Below are 13,350 nucleotides of genomic sequence, written 5' to 3'. Positions count from 1 at the left end.
AGGAGAAAATTAAAATATATATGAAAAAACCATATAAAAATTCTATTCAAAGATTCATATTTTTCTTTTTAACTTTGGCAGTACAAATATATATTATTATTTTAGTGATTCTACAGTGTAGAGAATATTTTTTATACTTTTATTTAATATCTCTTATAATTGGATGTATTTTAGTAATATATATATTAAATGGAAAAAGCAATCCCAGCTATAAAATTGCATGGATAGTACCCATATTAATACTACCCATATTTGGAGGAACATTTTATCTTATTTACGGAGGTAATAAATTAAGTAAAAGAGAAAAGAAAAAAATGAAAAATGAAAGTATAAAAATGAAATCATCCTTAATTCAAGATTATGATGTTTTGAAAAGATTGGAAAAAGAAAGTGAGTATGCTAAAAATCAATCTTTATATATATTAAATTTTGCAAATTGTCCTATATATGAAAACTGTTATAATGAATATTTATCACCAGGAGAAGCGAAGTTTGAAAAATTAGTTGAAGAACTAAAAAAGGCAAAATATTTCATATTTTTAGAGTATTTTATTATTGAAGAAGGTATAATGTGGAATACGATTTTAGATATTTTAAAGGAAAAAGTTAAAGAAGGAGTAGATGTTAGAGTAATTTATGATGATGTTGGATGTGTAATGAAGTTACCATATAAATATGCAGATGAGTTACAAAAATATGGTATTAAGTGCAGAGTATTTAATCCATTTGTACCCCTATTTACTAATAGATTAAACAATAGAGATCATAGAAAAATAACAGTAATAGATGGATATGTAGGTTTTATGGGTGGGATTAATTTGGCTGATGAATATATTAATACTTATGAAAAATATGGCCATTGGAAAGATGCGGCAATACTAATGAAGGGAGATGCAGTCTTCAATTTAACAGTTATGTTTTTAAGTATGTGGGATTTCATAAATAATACGGATGATGATTATTTAAAGTATAAGCCTGAAAATTATACAAATGAAAAATATATATGTAAAGGATATATACAGCCATTTGATGATAGTCCATTAGTCAATGAACCTATTGGAGAGACCGTATATTTGAACTTAATAAATAAGGCCAAAAACTATATCTATATAAATACTCCTTATTTAATAATAGACAATGAAATGGCAACAGCTTTGAAAATAGCAGCAAAGTCAGGTGTAGATGTAAGAATAGTCACACCACATATACCTGATAAATGGTTTGTTCATGCAGTTACAAAATCTTATTATCATTCATTTATAAAAGATGGTATAAAAATTTATGAGTACACGCCAGGATTTATGCACTCTAAAACATTTGTAGTTGATGATGAATATGCAGTAGTAGGAAGTATTAACTTAGATTTTAGAAGTTTATATCTTCACTTTGAATGTGGGGCATGGTTGTATAATACTGAGAGTGTATTAAAAGTAAGAGATGATTTTAATGAAACATTGGAGCTTTGCCAAAAAATAAGTTTAAAAGAGTGTGAAAATATAAAATGGCCTATTAAATTTGGTAGACTAATACTTCGGTTATTTTCACCATTAATGTAATAAAAGATCTTCCTTAATTCTTAAACTAAGGAAGATCTTTTGTTGATTATAAAGTTTATGTTTAATGAATTTAATCCTATGCAATAATAAAGGATAAAAACAAGAAATATAGAATTCTATAGGAATATATAAAGAATATTAAAATAACTTTTAGGGGGCTAATATGATAGATAATAATATTTTGAGACAATTAATGAGTAAGGTGAATAAATCATTTTATGTATATGATGAAGAAGAAATTTTAAAATCAATTAATATTTTAAAAGATAAATTTAAAGAATTTGAAATTTTATATTCAGTTAAAACTAATCCAAATAAAAATATATTAAATTTGATGAGTAAAAATAATATAGGTGCTGACGCTGCATCTGCAAAAGAAGTAGGAATATCAAACGTAGCAAATATTAATAAAAACAATATAATTTATTCTGCACCGGGGAAAAGAAGAAAAGATATTGAAGAATCTATTGATAAATGCATAATAACAGCTGATAGTTATAATGAATTAAGTTTGTTAAATGAAATTGGGAAAGATAGTAATACTCATTTAGAAGTTGGGTTAAGAATTAATGCTGATTATAATATATTTGGCGGAGATTCCATAAGTAGTAAGTATGGTGTAGATGAAGAAACATTGTTAGAAAATAAAAACTTTATCGATAGTTTAAGTAATATTGAAATTGTTGGAATTCATGTACACCTTCAGTCACAAATTTTAGACTATGAAATAATTTACAATTATTATGAATATGTATTGAAGCTTGCCTTATTCTGTAAAAAAGAGATGAACTTTAATCTTAAGTTTATTAATTTTGGTGGAGGATTAGGAATATCATATGGAGATTCTTATAAAAATTTAGATATTGACAAACTGAGCACAATGTCAAATAAGTTAATTGAAAAATATAAAGAAAAGTTAAATACTAGATTTATTATAGAAAGTGGAAGATTTTTAGTTTGCAAAAGTGGAGCTTACGTTACACCTATAATTGATATTAAAGAATCAAGAGGTAAAAAATATCTAATTGTACAAAACGGATATAATGGTTTTTTTAAACCTACAATTAGTGAACTTATTGTGTCTTACACTAACAAAAAAGATAATCTAAAAATGATGGAGCCGCTTTTTACTTCTTATGATTCTTATACAACAAGTTTAATAAAAAGGGAAAATGAAATAGAAAATCATAAAGAAATAGTTACTATAGGTGGAAATTTATGTACATCTGTTGATATTTTAGCCAAAGATATACTTCTTACTAAAGCTGAAATTAATGACTTGATTTTCATAAATAATGCTGGAAGCTATGCTTATTCTCTTACACCACTATTATTTAGTAGTCAAGAAAAGCCTGTGGAGATATATTTTAGAAGTAAGGATGATTATTTAATAGACTAATTACATAAATTTACATTACATGATTTCTTATAATTATTTGACACCATTCTAGACAATTTTCGCGAAAAAGTGTATTATTTTATTTATATATGTAATAGATTTGGAGGTAAATTAATGATTGAAGAAATACAAAATATGAATTTCAAAAATATGACAATGGAAACTATGGCTAATAAAATACTAGATTGGGCAGTAAGTAGTGGAACAAAATTAATAATAGGTACAATTTTAATAATAATAGGATTTAAGATAATAAATAGATTATCAAAAAGATTTGTAACTTTTGCAGAAAAAAGAAATATAGATATGACACTAGTTAAATTTACAAGATCTTTTATAAGTATATCTTTAAAAGGTTTATTAGTGATTGTAATTGCAGGTGCATATTGGAAACTAGAGTTATCAGGATTAGCGGCTATAGTTGCTTCAGCTGGGGTTGCCATAGGTCTTGCGCTTCAAGGTAGTTTATCAAACTTTGCTGGAGGATTTATAATTTTACTTCTTAGACCATTTAAAGTTGGAGATTATATTCAAGCAGCTCAATTTGAAGGAGCAGTTGAACAAATTGGTGTATTTTATACTACTTTAACTACAGTAGATAATAAGGTGGTTCTAATACCGAATGGAACTTTATCAAATGGAAGCTTAATAAATTATTCTACAAAAGAAACTAGAAGAGTTGATTTAACATTTTCAGCAGGATATGAATGTGATATCTTAAAAGTTAGAAGTGTACTAAAAGAAATAGTAACTAAAAATAAACTAATTCTTGATTATCCAGAGCCATTTGTTGGATTATTTGAACAAGGTCCTAGTTCTTTAAAATTTGCTGTAAGAGTTTGGGTAAATACACCGGATTATTGGACTGTATATTATGATTTATTAGAACAAGTTAAAATTAGATTTGATGAAGAAAATATTTCAATACCATATCCTCAAATGGATTTACACGTAAAACAAGTTATAAAATAAAAAGATTGCTTTTTAGCAATCTTTTTATTTTATAACTTTAAAAAGGATTAATAACAAAATAGTAAGAAAAAATTAAGAAAATAGGTATAAAAGCGTAAATTGTTAAGAAAAAATGAAAATCTATTCATAATAGATTTAAAGAAAAATTATTATGATATAATTATTTATAATGATTTCAAATCATAAAAAGGAGATATTTATGGAATATATTCAAAACATATATAATATAGTAAATGATTATTGGTTGTTGTCCATTATTGTTGGATTGACCAGTGTATTTGTAGAAAGTTTTTTACCCATATTACCGCTAGTTGCAATTGTTACTGCTAACGCAGCCTTATTTGGTATGTATCAAGGGTTAATAATATCATGGATAGGTTCCACAGCTGGAACCATATGTTTATTTTTAATAGTTAAGAAAATTAGCAATAAAAAGTTTATTAAACTATTAAAAAACGAAAAAGTAGAAAAAGCAATTGATTGGGTAGAAGAAAAAGGGTTCATCTTATTATTTTTTGCTTATGCTTGTCCGTTTTTACCAGCTTGTATAGTTACTATATCTCAAGGTTTAGCTAAAAGACATACTACAGACTTTATATCTGCAGTAGTAGCAGGAAAATTAGTTATGTTTTTTATAGTTAGCTATATAGGAAAGGATATAATTGGATTTATAACAAATCCTTTGAAAGTATTAACTTTAATTTTAATAACATTTTTTGCTTGGAAAATAGGAAATAAACTAAATAAAGATTTAGATAATTTTGAAAAGAAAAGGATGCATGAAGAATAGGCATAAAGTCTATTCTTCATTTATTATTTATTAACTTAGATATTATTTTGCACCCATTATTCCATCTACTAAAATATCTATATCACAATTTAAAAAATAATCATTAATATCAATACTACTTAAGGTAGTTTTAATACTAATTTCGTTATGTTTTACATTTTTTAATAAATCTTCTATGTAAGTAACATCTTTTTTGCCAAAAAAATCTCCGAAGAATTTTATCTTATTAATCAGTCCTTTTTCAACATTTAAACTAAATTCTATATTACCACCAGGATACCTAATTTCATTATTAAGAGCATACTTAGGCGAATGACCGAAGTTCCACTGCCAAGTATTATATTTTTCTTCAACTAATTTGTTTATTTCATTTATATCTTCTTCACTTAATTCGTAGAAGTGATTATTTTCATCTTTACTATTTATAAAATTCATTAAGTAACTTTTAAATTCTAAAACAGTCATATCTTTTTTTAAGTGGTCACTAATATTAGTAACACGAGATTTAACAGATTTTACGCTTTTTCCTTGAAACTTAGATGGTTTTACTTTTAACGCACTAGATAAATCATTTATCTCAGATGAGAATAATAGTGTACCATGGTGCATTACCTTATTTTTGTAATTATACTGGGCATTACCTGAAAACTTTTGATTATTAATAAGTAAATCATTTCTTCCTGAAAACTCAGCGTGTATGTTTAAATTTTCTAAAGCATCTATTATTGGTATAGTAAATCGCTTAAAGTCGCTAAAACTATTATCATTGCAAGAGATAAATGTAAAGTTTATATTTCCTAAATCATGAAAAACAGCTCCACCACCAGATTGTCGTCTTACGACTTTTATGTTATTTTCTTTTACATATTCATAATTAATTTCAGATAATGTATTCTGATTTTTACCTACGATTATAGAATTTTCATTTCTCCATAGCATAAATATATCTTCTGTAGTATTTTTTAAAAAATATTCTTCCATAGCTAAGTTAAAGTAAGCATTTGTATTAGTATTATTGATTAACAACATAATCTATTCCTCCATAAATTTTGTAATCAGATACTTTACTAATATTCAACAAAATCTGAGAATTTCCTTTAATAAATATTAATAATTAAAGAATTTGTCGCAATTTTTATAATCATAGAGAATGAAAAATGAAGGAATTGTTTTAAAAAAAAAGAAGATAATAATAATCAGTATATAGGGGGGGATAAGATGAAAAATATAATTTCTATTGTTATTTGTTTGATTTTTTGTAGTTTAGTAGGATGTAAAAATGTTGATACTGAAAAGACTATAGATACTTTTAATGAGGAAAAACTTAAAATATATTCAGCAAAAGACTCACAAAAAGTAAAAGAACTATTAAAATCATATGGAGATTCCAAAAATTTAACCCTTGAAAAAGCTAAAAAAAATAATATTGTAGTTATAGAAAATGAACAAATGGTAGTAAATGAAAAAATATGGAATGATTTTTATAATAATAGTAAAAAGAAAAAAGAAGACAGTATATTAATAGTTCAATATACTGAACAAGAAGACCCAATACTGACTTATTTATCTTGCAAAGACAATAAATTCTTTATGATTGAAGATGATTCTAGAGATCAATATAGAGATAATAAAGATGAAGATTATTTTGAATATAGTTTTGAATATTTAAAATTGTTTCAAGAAAACAATAAAACCTATGTATATTTATTAGATGATAATAAAATAACTTTAGATGAGCTTAATTACTCTCTATTGAGTTCAAATATATCAGATTGGATACCTTATGGTTTTGTATTTTATTATATAAAGTTATAGGTGGTTATAATAAAATAAATATAATTTTGACAAATTAGAACAAAAAGTATTGCATTTATACAGTATATATTATATACTGTATAAAACAAGTGAATATATAGGTAGAGGCGCAATATTTATAAGTATTAATAATGAGGTAGCACGATGATTTATTAAAAAAGGAAATATTGCCGAAGCATATAACTGAGGCTTTAAGGTTATATAGCTGGGTGTATATAAAATATATATACAACTGTCACTAATTTTAGTGTTGAGCTATCATTGAGAAGAACTAATTATATTTTTTAGTATGTAATTTTAACCTTGATGAAGCCATCAAGGTTTTTTTATTACAATGAATTTATAATTTTTTATTAAGAAATAGTAATTTCTAACTACTTGATGGAATAATGAATTTGTTTTACAAGTCATTAGCTGCATGAACGAAGCAAATTTTTATTAAAAATGACAAAACCCTAAAATATTCACAATTATCACATAGGGGGCAAATAAAATGAAAAAAAGAAATGTAAGATTATTATTAATGACAACAATGCTGATTTTAATATCAAGCATACCAAGTTTTGCAGCTGAACAAGATATGGCTGTAATAAATGCACAAAAGTATGGAATACTAACATTATTACCACCACTTGTAGCTATTATTTTAGCTTTTATAACTAAGAATGTTATCGTATCCTTAGTTATTGGTGTTATGTCAGGTGGATTCTTATTAAATTTAAATGGTGTAAATGTTTTTTCGGCACTTTTTAATTCATTTTTAGATTTAGTAGATAGAGCTGTTGGAGCATTGGCTGATCCATGGAATGCGGGAATTATACTTCAAGTTCTAGCAATCGGTGGAGTAATCAACTTAGTTGCTAAAATGGGTGGAGCCAAAGCAATAGCTGAATCATTAGCGAAAAAAGCAAAAAATGCAAGAAGTGCTCAGCTTATAACATGGGCAGCAGGACTTTTAGTATTCTTTGATGACTATGCAAATTCATTAATAATAGGTCCAATGATGAGACCAGTTACAGATAAAATGAAGATTTCGAGAGAAAGACTTGCTTTTGTAATAGATGCTACAGCTGCACCAGTTGCAGGAATAGCAATAATTTCCACATGGATAGGTTTAGAAGTAGGACTAATTGGAGATGGATTTAATGCTATAGGAGTAAATACAAATGCATTTAGTGTATTTTTAAATACATTACCATATAGATTTTATAATATATTAATTCTTGGATTTATAGTTATAACTTCAGTACTATTAAAAGAGTTTGGACCAATGAGAGCAGCAGAGTTAAGATCTAGAAGAGGAAATGTAAGTTTAGTTTCTAATAAAGAAATAGATGAGAAAATAAGTAACGAACATAGTGATTTAGAACCATTACCAGGCGTTAAATTAAATATTTGGAATGCTATAATACCAATAGGTATATTAATAGTAGGGTCATTATTTGCATTTTACTACAGTGGTTATACTACAATAATGAGTGGAGATGATTCAAGTTTAATTCAAATATTTAATAACTCACCATTATCATTTGTAGCAATAAGAGAAGCATTTTCTAATGCTGATGCATCAGTAGCTTTATTCCAATCAGCATTACTAGCAGGTTTAGTTGCCATAACTATGGGTGTATGCAAGAAAATATTTACAGTATCGCAAGGATTAGAAATATGGGTAGATGGAATGAAAACATTAGTTATAACTTGTGTAATACTAATATGTGCATGGTCACTTTCATCAGTAATAAAAGAACTTGGAACTGCTAGATATTTAATACAATTATTATCAGGTTCTGTACCAGCATTTTTATTGCCTAGTATAATATTTGTACTTGGATCAATAATTTCGTTTGCAACAGGAACTTCTTATGGAACTATGGGTATACTTATGCCGCTAACTATTCCGCTTGCTCATTCAATAAGTCCTGAAATGTCTTATATAATAGTTTCTATAAGTGCAGTGCTTACAGGTTCTATATTTGGAGATCATTGTTCACCAATATCAGATACAACAATACTTTCATCAATGGGGGCGGGATGTAATCATATAGACCACGTAAGAACACAAATGCCATATGCTTTATTTGTGGGAGGTATAGCAATATTATTTGGATATATACCTGCAGGGTTTGGACTTCCAATTTATTTAATATTACCATTAGCATTTGTAGCTATGTTTATAGGAATACAAATACTTGGAAAAAGTGTAGATATAGATGAAAAAGACGAAAGTTTAACAGCTTAAATTATTATAAAAATCCCTTTAAATTATTATATAAAATAATTTAAAGGGATTTTTAGTATTTAACTAATATACTTATGCTTCGTGGAAAAACTAAATAGTAGATTTAATTGTAATTATTCAAAGGAGAATTTAAATGAATAATAATTTTACAATGAGAACAAACCTACTTATAGGAAATAAAGGTATGGAAAAATTAAAAAATTCTCATGTTCTTGTCATAGGGGTAGGTGGAGTTGGAAGTTTTTGCGTAGAAGCTTTAATAAGAGCTGGTATAGGAAATATAACCATAGTAGATTATGCTAAAGTTGAAGAAAGTGATTTTAATAGACAATTGCCTGGATTAATTTCTAATCTAAACAAAGATAAGGTTCAAGTAGTAAAAGATAGATTACTAGATATAAATAAAGATTTAAATATAAAAGCAATAAACTGTGTTTTTAATGAGGAAAGTAGTAATAAAATATTTACTCAAAAGTATGATTATGTTGTAGATGCCATAGATATGGTTTCATCAAAACTTCATTTAATTCAGCTATGTTTAAATAAAAATATACCAATAATTAGTTCCATGGGAATGGGAAATAAGCTGGATCCTACAAAGATAGAAATTAATGATATTTCAAATACTCATACTTGTCCATTGGCTAAAGTTATGAGAAAAGAGCTTAGAGATAGAGGCATAGAACATCTAAAAGTAGTATTTTCTACAGAGCAACCTATAGAAGTTAAGGAAAAAATATCAAATGGTCATAGAGTATTACCAGGGAGTATGTCTTTTATGTCTTCATGTGGAGGATTGATAATATCATCTCAAGTTATAAAAGATTTACTGGATATAAAATAGTTTAAAATATAAAGGGAAAATAGTAATAATTTTAAGAATAAATGACTAAAATTATTACTATTTTTATTTAATAAAATATAAAAAACTAATTCGATAATATATTCTTTAAAATCATATTTCAATGGTCATTAGGAACTTGATGCTATAGACATATAATGCTTAATTTATTTATGGAAAGTCTCTACTTTGTAAAGAATTTTTTGCAACTTATCTTTATAATAGTCCAAGTATAGACAATAACATAAATGACAAATTGGAACTATATATAGAAAGATGGCATATGGAATAAATTTATAATTACTTATACCTAAGACTGAAGTAGGAACAAGTGCAGCTATACACCATGGGACTAAGGCAGATGTGACAATGGCAGAATTAGAAAATTCCATGGCGATGTCTTCATTTTTATAATCTTCATAAGTATCCCTAAGTATTTCTATAGTTAGAATAAAAGCGATAGTTTGGCTACATCCAATAGAAGCAATTATTAAACCAAAAAATAAAGTTACTAAAAATAATCTACTTCTATTTAGTTTTATTTTTTGTAAGTATTTTTCCAAACCGTCAAAAATATTTAATCCACTAAAAAATCCTGTTAAACAGCACGAAATAATAATTATATAACAAGTTTTAAGCATGGAAATAATACCTCCACCCTTAATAATATTTGATAAAGATGAAGAAGCTTCGTATCCAAATATAATATAACTAAGCAAATCTAATATAGTTGTTTTTTGAATAATAAAGCAAATTATTATGGATGTTATTATACTTATAGTTATTGATTTTGAAATTGAAATTTTTTTCAATGACAAAATAATAATTATAATAGCAGGTATTAATAAAATAAAACTTATATGAAAATCATTGTATAAAGTTAAACTCAGTGAGTTATCAATAAAAGTTAAAGGATTTTCAAAGGAGAACAACAGATAAAAAACAACACTAATTATAGTCGGAATAATACCAAAGATGAAAACTTTTTTAACATAGTTAAATAAATCAACTTTAGTCAAATTACAGAGTAGAAGTAAACTAGAAGATAGAGGAGAACATCTATCACCTAAATATGCTCCAGACATAATTGCTCCTCCCACTAAATTCAAGTTAAGATTAGATGCCTGTGCGATAATAATAAGAGGTATACCTATGGAACTTACAGTACCAAAGGACGTTCCAATCAAAAAAGAGGTTATACTTGGTATTAGAAAACAAAATAAAATAAATAGATTAGGGTTAATATATTTTAATGAATAATAAACTATAGCAGGGATTGTGCCACAACTTAACCAAACGCTTATTAAAATTGAAATTAATAATAAAATTTGTATAATGGGAAAGCTTCTTTTTGACTCAAAGGTATATAGTTTAAGAAGATCTTTCATATTTTTATTTCTTTTTATACCTATTAAGGAAAATAGAATTAAAGAAATAGTTAAACCATATCCTAGAAAAATATCGTTAAAAACACTAAATATTAACATTATGATTGTAATAACAATAATTAAAAAAATACTCATACAAATAATTCCTCCAATAATTTATAATTATAATAAGATTATAGAGGAATAATATTAAAATATTAATCGAATATAAAAAATATTTATAAAATGTATATGGTAAAAGGATAGAATTAATTGTTGCTAAATATTGGAAGGTAATATATACTCATATTAAATAAGTGAATATTTAAGGTAGAGGTGCGATTTTTATCAGTAACAGTAAGGAGTTAAGCAACGTTGATTTATTGTGAAAGGAAACATCGCCGAAGCATATAACTGAAGCTTTACGGTTATTTGGCTGGGGGTATATATAATATATGTGCCACTGTCACTAAGAAATTAGTGTTGAGCTATCAAATGGATTTATAGTTTAGTATAATTATGACCTTGATGCTCTTACATCAAGGTTTTTTTATGAGAAAAATAGCCCTTATAATGTTCACTATAAAACTATTAGGGGGAAAATAAAATGAGAAGAAGAAATTTAAGATTATTTTTAATGACAACCATGTTATTCATAATGACGACGGCATTATCCTTTGCAGAAGAAGTTGATATTGCGGCAGAAAATGCAGCTAAATTTGGGTTATGGACTTTAATACCACCATTAGTTGCCATTTCACTTGCTTTTATAACTAAAAATGTTATAGTTTCTTTAGTTATAGGAATTATGTCAGGTGGATTTATATTAAATATAACTGGAAATAATCCTTTTATGGCAATATTTTATTCATTCCTAGACTTAATTCAAAGAGCTGTAGGATCACTGGCAGATCCATGGAATGCAGGTATAATTCTTCAAGTTTTAGCAATAGGAGGAGTTATAAACTTAGTTGGGAAAATGGGTGGCGCAAAAGCCATAGCTGAAGCTTTATCAAATAGAGCAAAAACAGCAAAAAGTGCTCAAATAATGACTTGGTTTGCAGGATTATTTGTATTCTTTGATGACTATGCAAATTCTTTAATAATAGGCCCTATGATGAGACCAGTTACAGATAAAATGAAAGTATCAAGAGAAAGATTAGCTTTTATAATAGATGCTACTGCAGCACCAGTTGCAGGGATCGCAATAATTTCTACATGGATAGGTTTAGAAGTTGGGCTTATTGGTTCTGCATTTGAAAGTATCGGTGTTGAAACAAATGCTTTTGGAGTATTTTTAAATACAATTCCATTTAGATTCTATAATATATTAATACTAGGATTTATAGTAATTACAGCTTTACTTTTAAAAGATTTTGGACCAATGAGAAAGGCAGAGATAGAATGTAGAAGAGGAGGCCAAACTCTTACTTCAAATGAAGAAGTTAATAAACAATTAAGTAAACATGATGACATGGAACCATTAGAAGGTGTTAAGTTAAGTATATGGAATGCGATAATACCAATAGGAACGTTAATAGTTGGAGCATTATTTGCTTTTTATTATAGTGGGTATACTGCAATAATGGGAGGAGAAGATACTGCAGTAATTCAACTTATGCAAAATGCACCAGCATCATTTGATGCAATAAAAGAAGCTTTCTCAAATGCAGATGCATCTGTTGCTCTTTTTCAATCAGCTTTATTTGCAGGAATAGTTGCTATGGTTATGGGTGTATGCAAAAAAATGTTTAGTGTATCAGAAGCCTTAGATATATGGGTAGATGGAATGAAAACATTAGTAATAACAGGTGTAATATTAATATGTGCATGGTCACTTTCATCAGTAATAAAAGAATTAGGAACAGCTAAATATTTAATTACATTATTATCTGGTTCTCTGCCTCCATTTATATTACCAAGTTTAATATTTGTACTTGGATCAATAATATCATTTGCAACAGGAACTTCTTATGGAACAATGGGAATACTTATGCCACTTGCTATACCTCTTGCATATTCAATAAATCCAGATATGTCTTATGTAATAGTTGCAACATCTGCAGTATTAACTGGAGCTATATTTGGGGATCATTGCTCTCCAATATCAGATACAACAATACTTTCATCAATGGGTGCTGGATGTAATCATATAGATCATGTTAGAACACAAATGCCTTATGCAATATTTGTGGCAGTTATTACTATAGTATTTGGATATATACCAGCAGGCTTTGGATTACCTGTGTATTTTATTTTACCATTAGCATTTGTGGCTATGTTTATAGGAATACAAGTACTTGGTAAGAGTGTGGAAGAAGGAAATGAAGTGTTAGATAATTAATTTTAAAAAGACTTAAATGGTAATGCA

10 protein-coding genes and 2 riboswitches are annotated in these 13,350 nt (G+C 26.8%); of the genes, 8 read left to right on the top strand and 2 right to left on the bottom strand.

The features are described from left to right. Positions 1-20 precede the first annotated feature (20 nt). From cls to TVTCOM_RS12350, 4 genes are all read left to right on the top strand, one after another. On the top strand, positions 21-1,556 hold the full coding sequence (cls, locus tag TVTCOM_RS12365) for a cardiolipin synthase (protein WP_434796580.1): 1,536 nt from the start codon (positions 21-23) through the stop codon (positions 1,554-1,556). 163 nt (positions 1,557-1,719) lie between these two features. Further along, positions 1,720-2,955, top strand: coding sequence for a diaminopimelate decarboxylase family protein (locus TVTCOM_RS12360; protein WP_434796579.1), 1,236 nt, complete (start codon positions 1,720-1,722; stop codon positions 2,953-2,955). Between the two features lie 114 nt (positions 2,956-3,069). Beyond that, positions 3,070-3,927, top strand: coding sequence for a mechanosensitive ion channel family protein (locus TVTCOM_RS12355; RefSeq protein WP_434796578.1), 858 nt, complete (start codon positions 3,070-3,072; stop codon positions 3,925-3,927). Between the two features lie 199 nt (positions 3,928-4,126). Then, positions 4,127-4,717, top strand: a complete 591-nt coding sequence (locus tag TVTCOM_RS12350) for a TVP38/TMEM64 family protein (RefSeq protein ID WP_434796577.1) — start codon at positions 4,127-4,129, stop codon at positions 4,715-4,717. A 42-nt stretch (positions 4,718-4,759) separates the two neighbouring features. Here the strand turns inward: TVTCOM_RS12350 and TVTCOM_RS12345 are convergent, their stop codons facing one another. Next, on the bottom strand, positions 4,760-5,746 hold the full coding sequence (locus TVTCOM_RS12345; RefSeq protein ID WP_434796576.1) for a lipoate--protein ligase: 987 nt from the start codon (positions 5,744-5,746) through the stop codon (positions 4,760-4,762). A 189-nt stretch (positions 5,747-5,935) separates the two neighbouring features. Here TVTCOM_RS12345 and TVTCOM_RS12340 point away from each other — a divergent pair, with 189 nt between their 5' ends. The 3 genes from TVTCOM_RS12340 to TVTCOM_RS12330 all read left to right on the top strand — a co-directional run bounded on the left by TVTCOM_RS12340 (position 5,936) and on the right by TVTCOM_RS12330 (position 9,615). Further along, positions 5,936-6,532, top strand: a complete 597-nt coding sequence (locus TVTCOM_RS12340; RefSeq protein WP_434796575.1) for a DUF4362 domain-containing protein — start codon at positions 5,936-5,938, stop codon at positions 6,530-6,532. A gap of 94 nt (positions 6,533-6,626) precedes the next feature. Beyond that, positions 6,627-6,798: riboswitch (Lysine riboswitch) on the top strand. A gap of 227 nt (positions 6,799-7,025) precedes the next feature. Beyond that, a complete protein-coding gene (locus tag TVTCOM_RS12335; RefSeq protein WP_434796574.1) occupies positions 7,026-8,771 on the top strand; it encodes a Na+/H+ antiporter NhaC family protein in 1,746 nt (581 codons plus the stop codon). Between the two features lie 133 nt (positions 8,772-8,904). Continuing rightward, positions 8,905-9,615: a tRNA threonylcarbamoyladenosine dehydratase gene (locus TVTCOM_RS12330; protein WP_434796573.1), complete on the top strand. Its 711-nt coding sequence runs from the start codon at positions 8,905-8,907 to the stop codon at positions 9,613-9,615. A gap of 164 nt (positions 9,616-9,779) precedes the next feature. Here the strand turns inward: TVTCOM_RS12330 and TVTCOM_RS12325 are convergent, their stop codons facing one another. Then, positions 9,780-11,099, bottom strand: coding sequence for a Na+/H+ antiporter NhaC family protein (locus TVTCOM_RS12325; protein WP_434799740.1), 1,320 nt, complete (start codon positions 11,097-11,099; stop codon positions 9,780-9,782). Between the two features lie 203 nt (positions 11,100-11,302). Further along, a riboswitch (Lysine riboswitch) is annotated at positions 11,303-11,478 on the top strand. A 108-nt stretch (positions 11,479-11,586) separates the two neighbouring features. Here TVTCOM_RS12325 and TVTCOM_RS12320 point away from each other — a divergent pair. Then, entirely contained in the window at positions 11,587-13,323 is a 1,737-nt protein-coding gene (locus tag TVTCOM_RS12320) for a Na+/H+ antiporter NhaC family protein (RefSeq protein ID WP_434796572.1), read from the top strand. Positions 13,324-13,350: the final 27 nt, after the last annotated feature.

The sequence above is a fragment of the Terrisporobacter vanillatitrophus genome, from assembly GCF_051148895.1.
Lineage (GTDB): Bacteria > Bacillota > Clostridia > Peptostreptococcales > Peptostreptococcaceae > Terrisporobacter > Terrisporobacter vanillatitrophus.
Note: the sequence above shows the minus strand (reverse complement) of the source record. Positions and strands in the feature narration are given on the sequence as shown.

Excerpts from the sequence above, each read along its gene's own strand:
- cls (WP_434796580.1), top strand. The coding sequence starts at position 21 with ATGAAAAAACCATATAAAAATTCTATTCAAAGATTCATATTTTTCTTT.
- TVTCOM_RS12360 (WP_434796579.1), top strand. The coding sequence starts at position 1,720 with ATGATAGATAATAATATTTTGAGACAATTAATGAGTAAGGTGAATAAA.
- TVTCOM_RS12355 (WP_434796578.1), top strand. The coding sequence starts at position 3,070 with ATGATTGAAGAAATACAAAATATGAATTTCAAAAATATGACAATGGAA.
- TVTCOM_RS12350 (WP_434796577.1), top strand. The coding sequence starts at position 4,127 with ATGGAATATATTCAAAACATATATAATATAGTAAATGATTATTGGTTG.
- TVTCOM_RS12345 (WP_434796576.1), bottom strand. The coding sequence starts at position 5,746 with ATGTTGTTAATCAATAATACTAATACAAATGCTTACTTTAACTTAGCT.
- TVTCOM_RS12340 (WP_434796575.1), top strand. The coding sequence starts at position 5,936 with ATGAAAAATATAATTTCTATTGTTATTTGTTTGATTTTTTGTAGTTTA.
- TVTCOM_RS12335 (WP_434796574.1), top strand. The coding sequence starts at position 7,026 with ATGAAAAAAAGAAATGTAAGATTATTATTAATGACAACAATGCTGATT.
- TVTCOM_RS12330 (WP_434796573.1), top strand. The coding sequence starts at position 8,905 with ATGAATAATAATTTTACAATGAGAACAAACCTACTTATAGGAAATAAA.
- TVTCOM_RS12325 (WP_434799740.1), bottom strand. The coding sequence starts at position 11,099 with ATGTTAATATTTAGTGTTTTTAACGATATTTTTCTAGGATATGGTTTA.
- TVTCOM_RS12320 (WP_434796572.1), top strand. The coding sequence starts at position 11,587 with ATGAGAAGAAGAAATTTAAGATTATTTTTAATGACAACCATGTTATTC.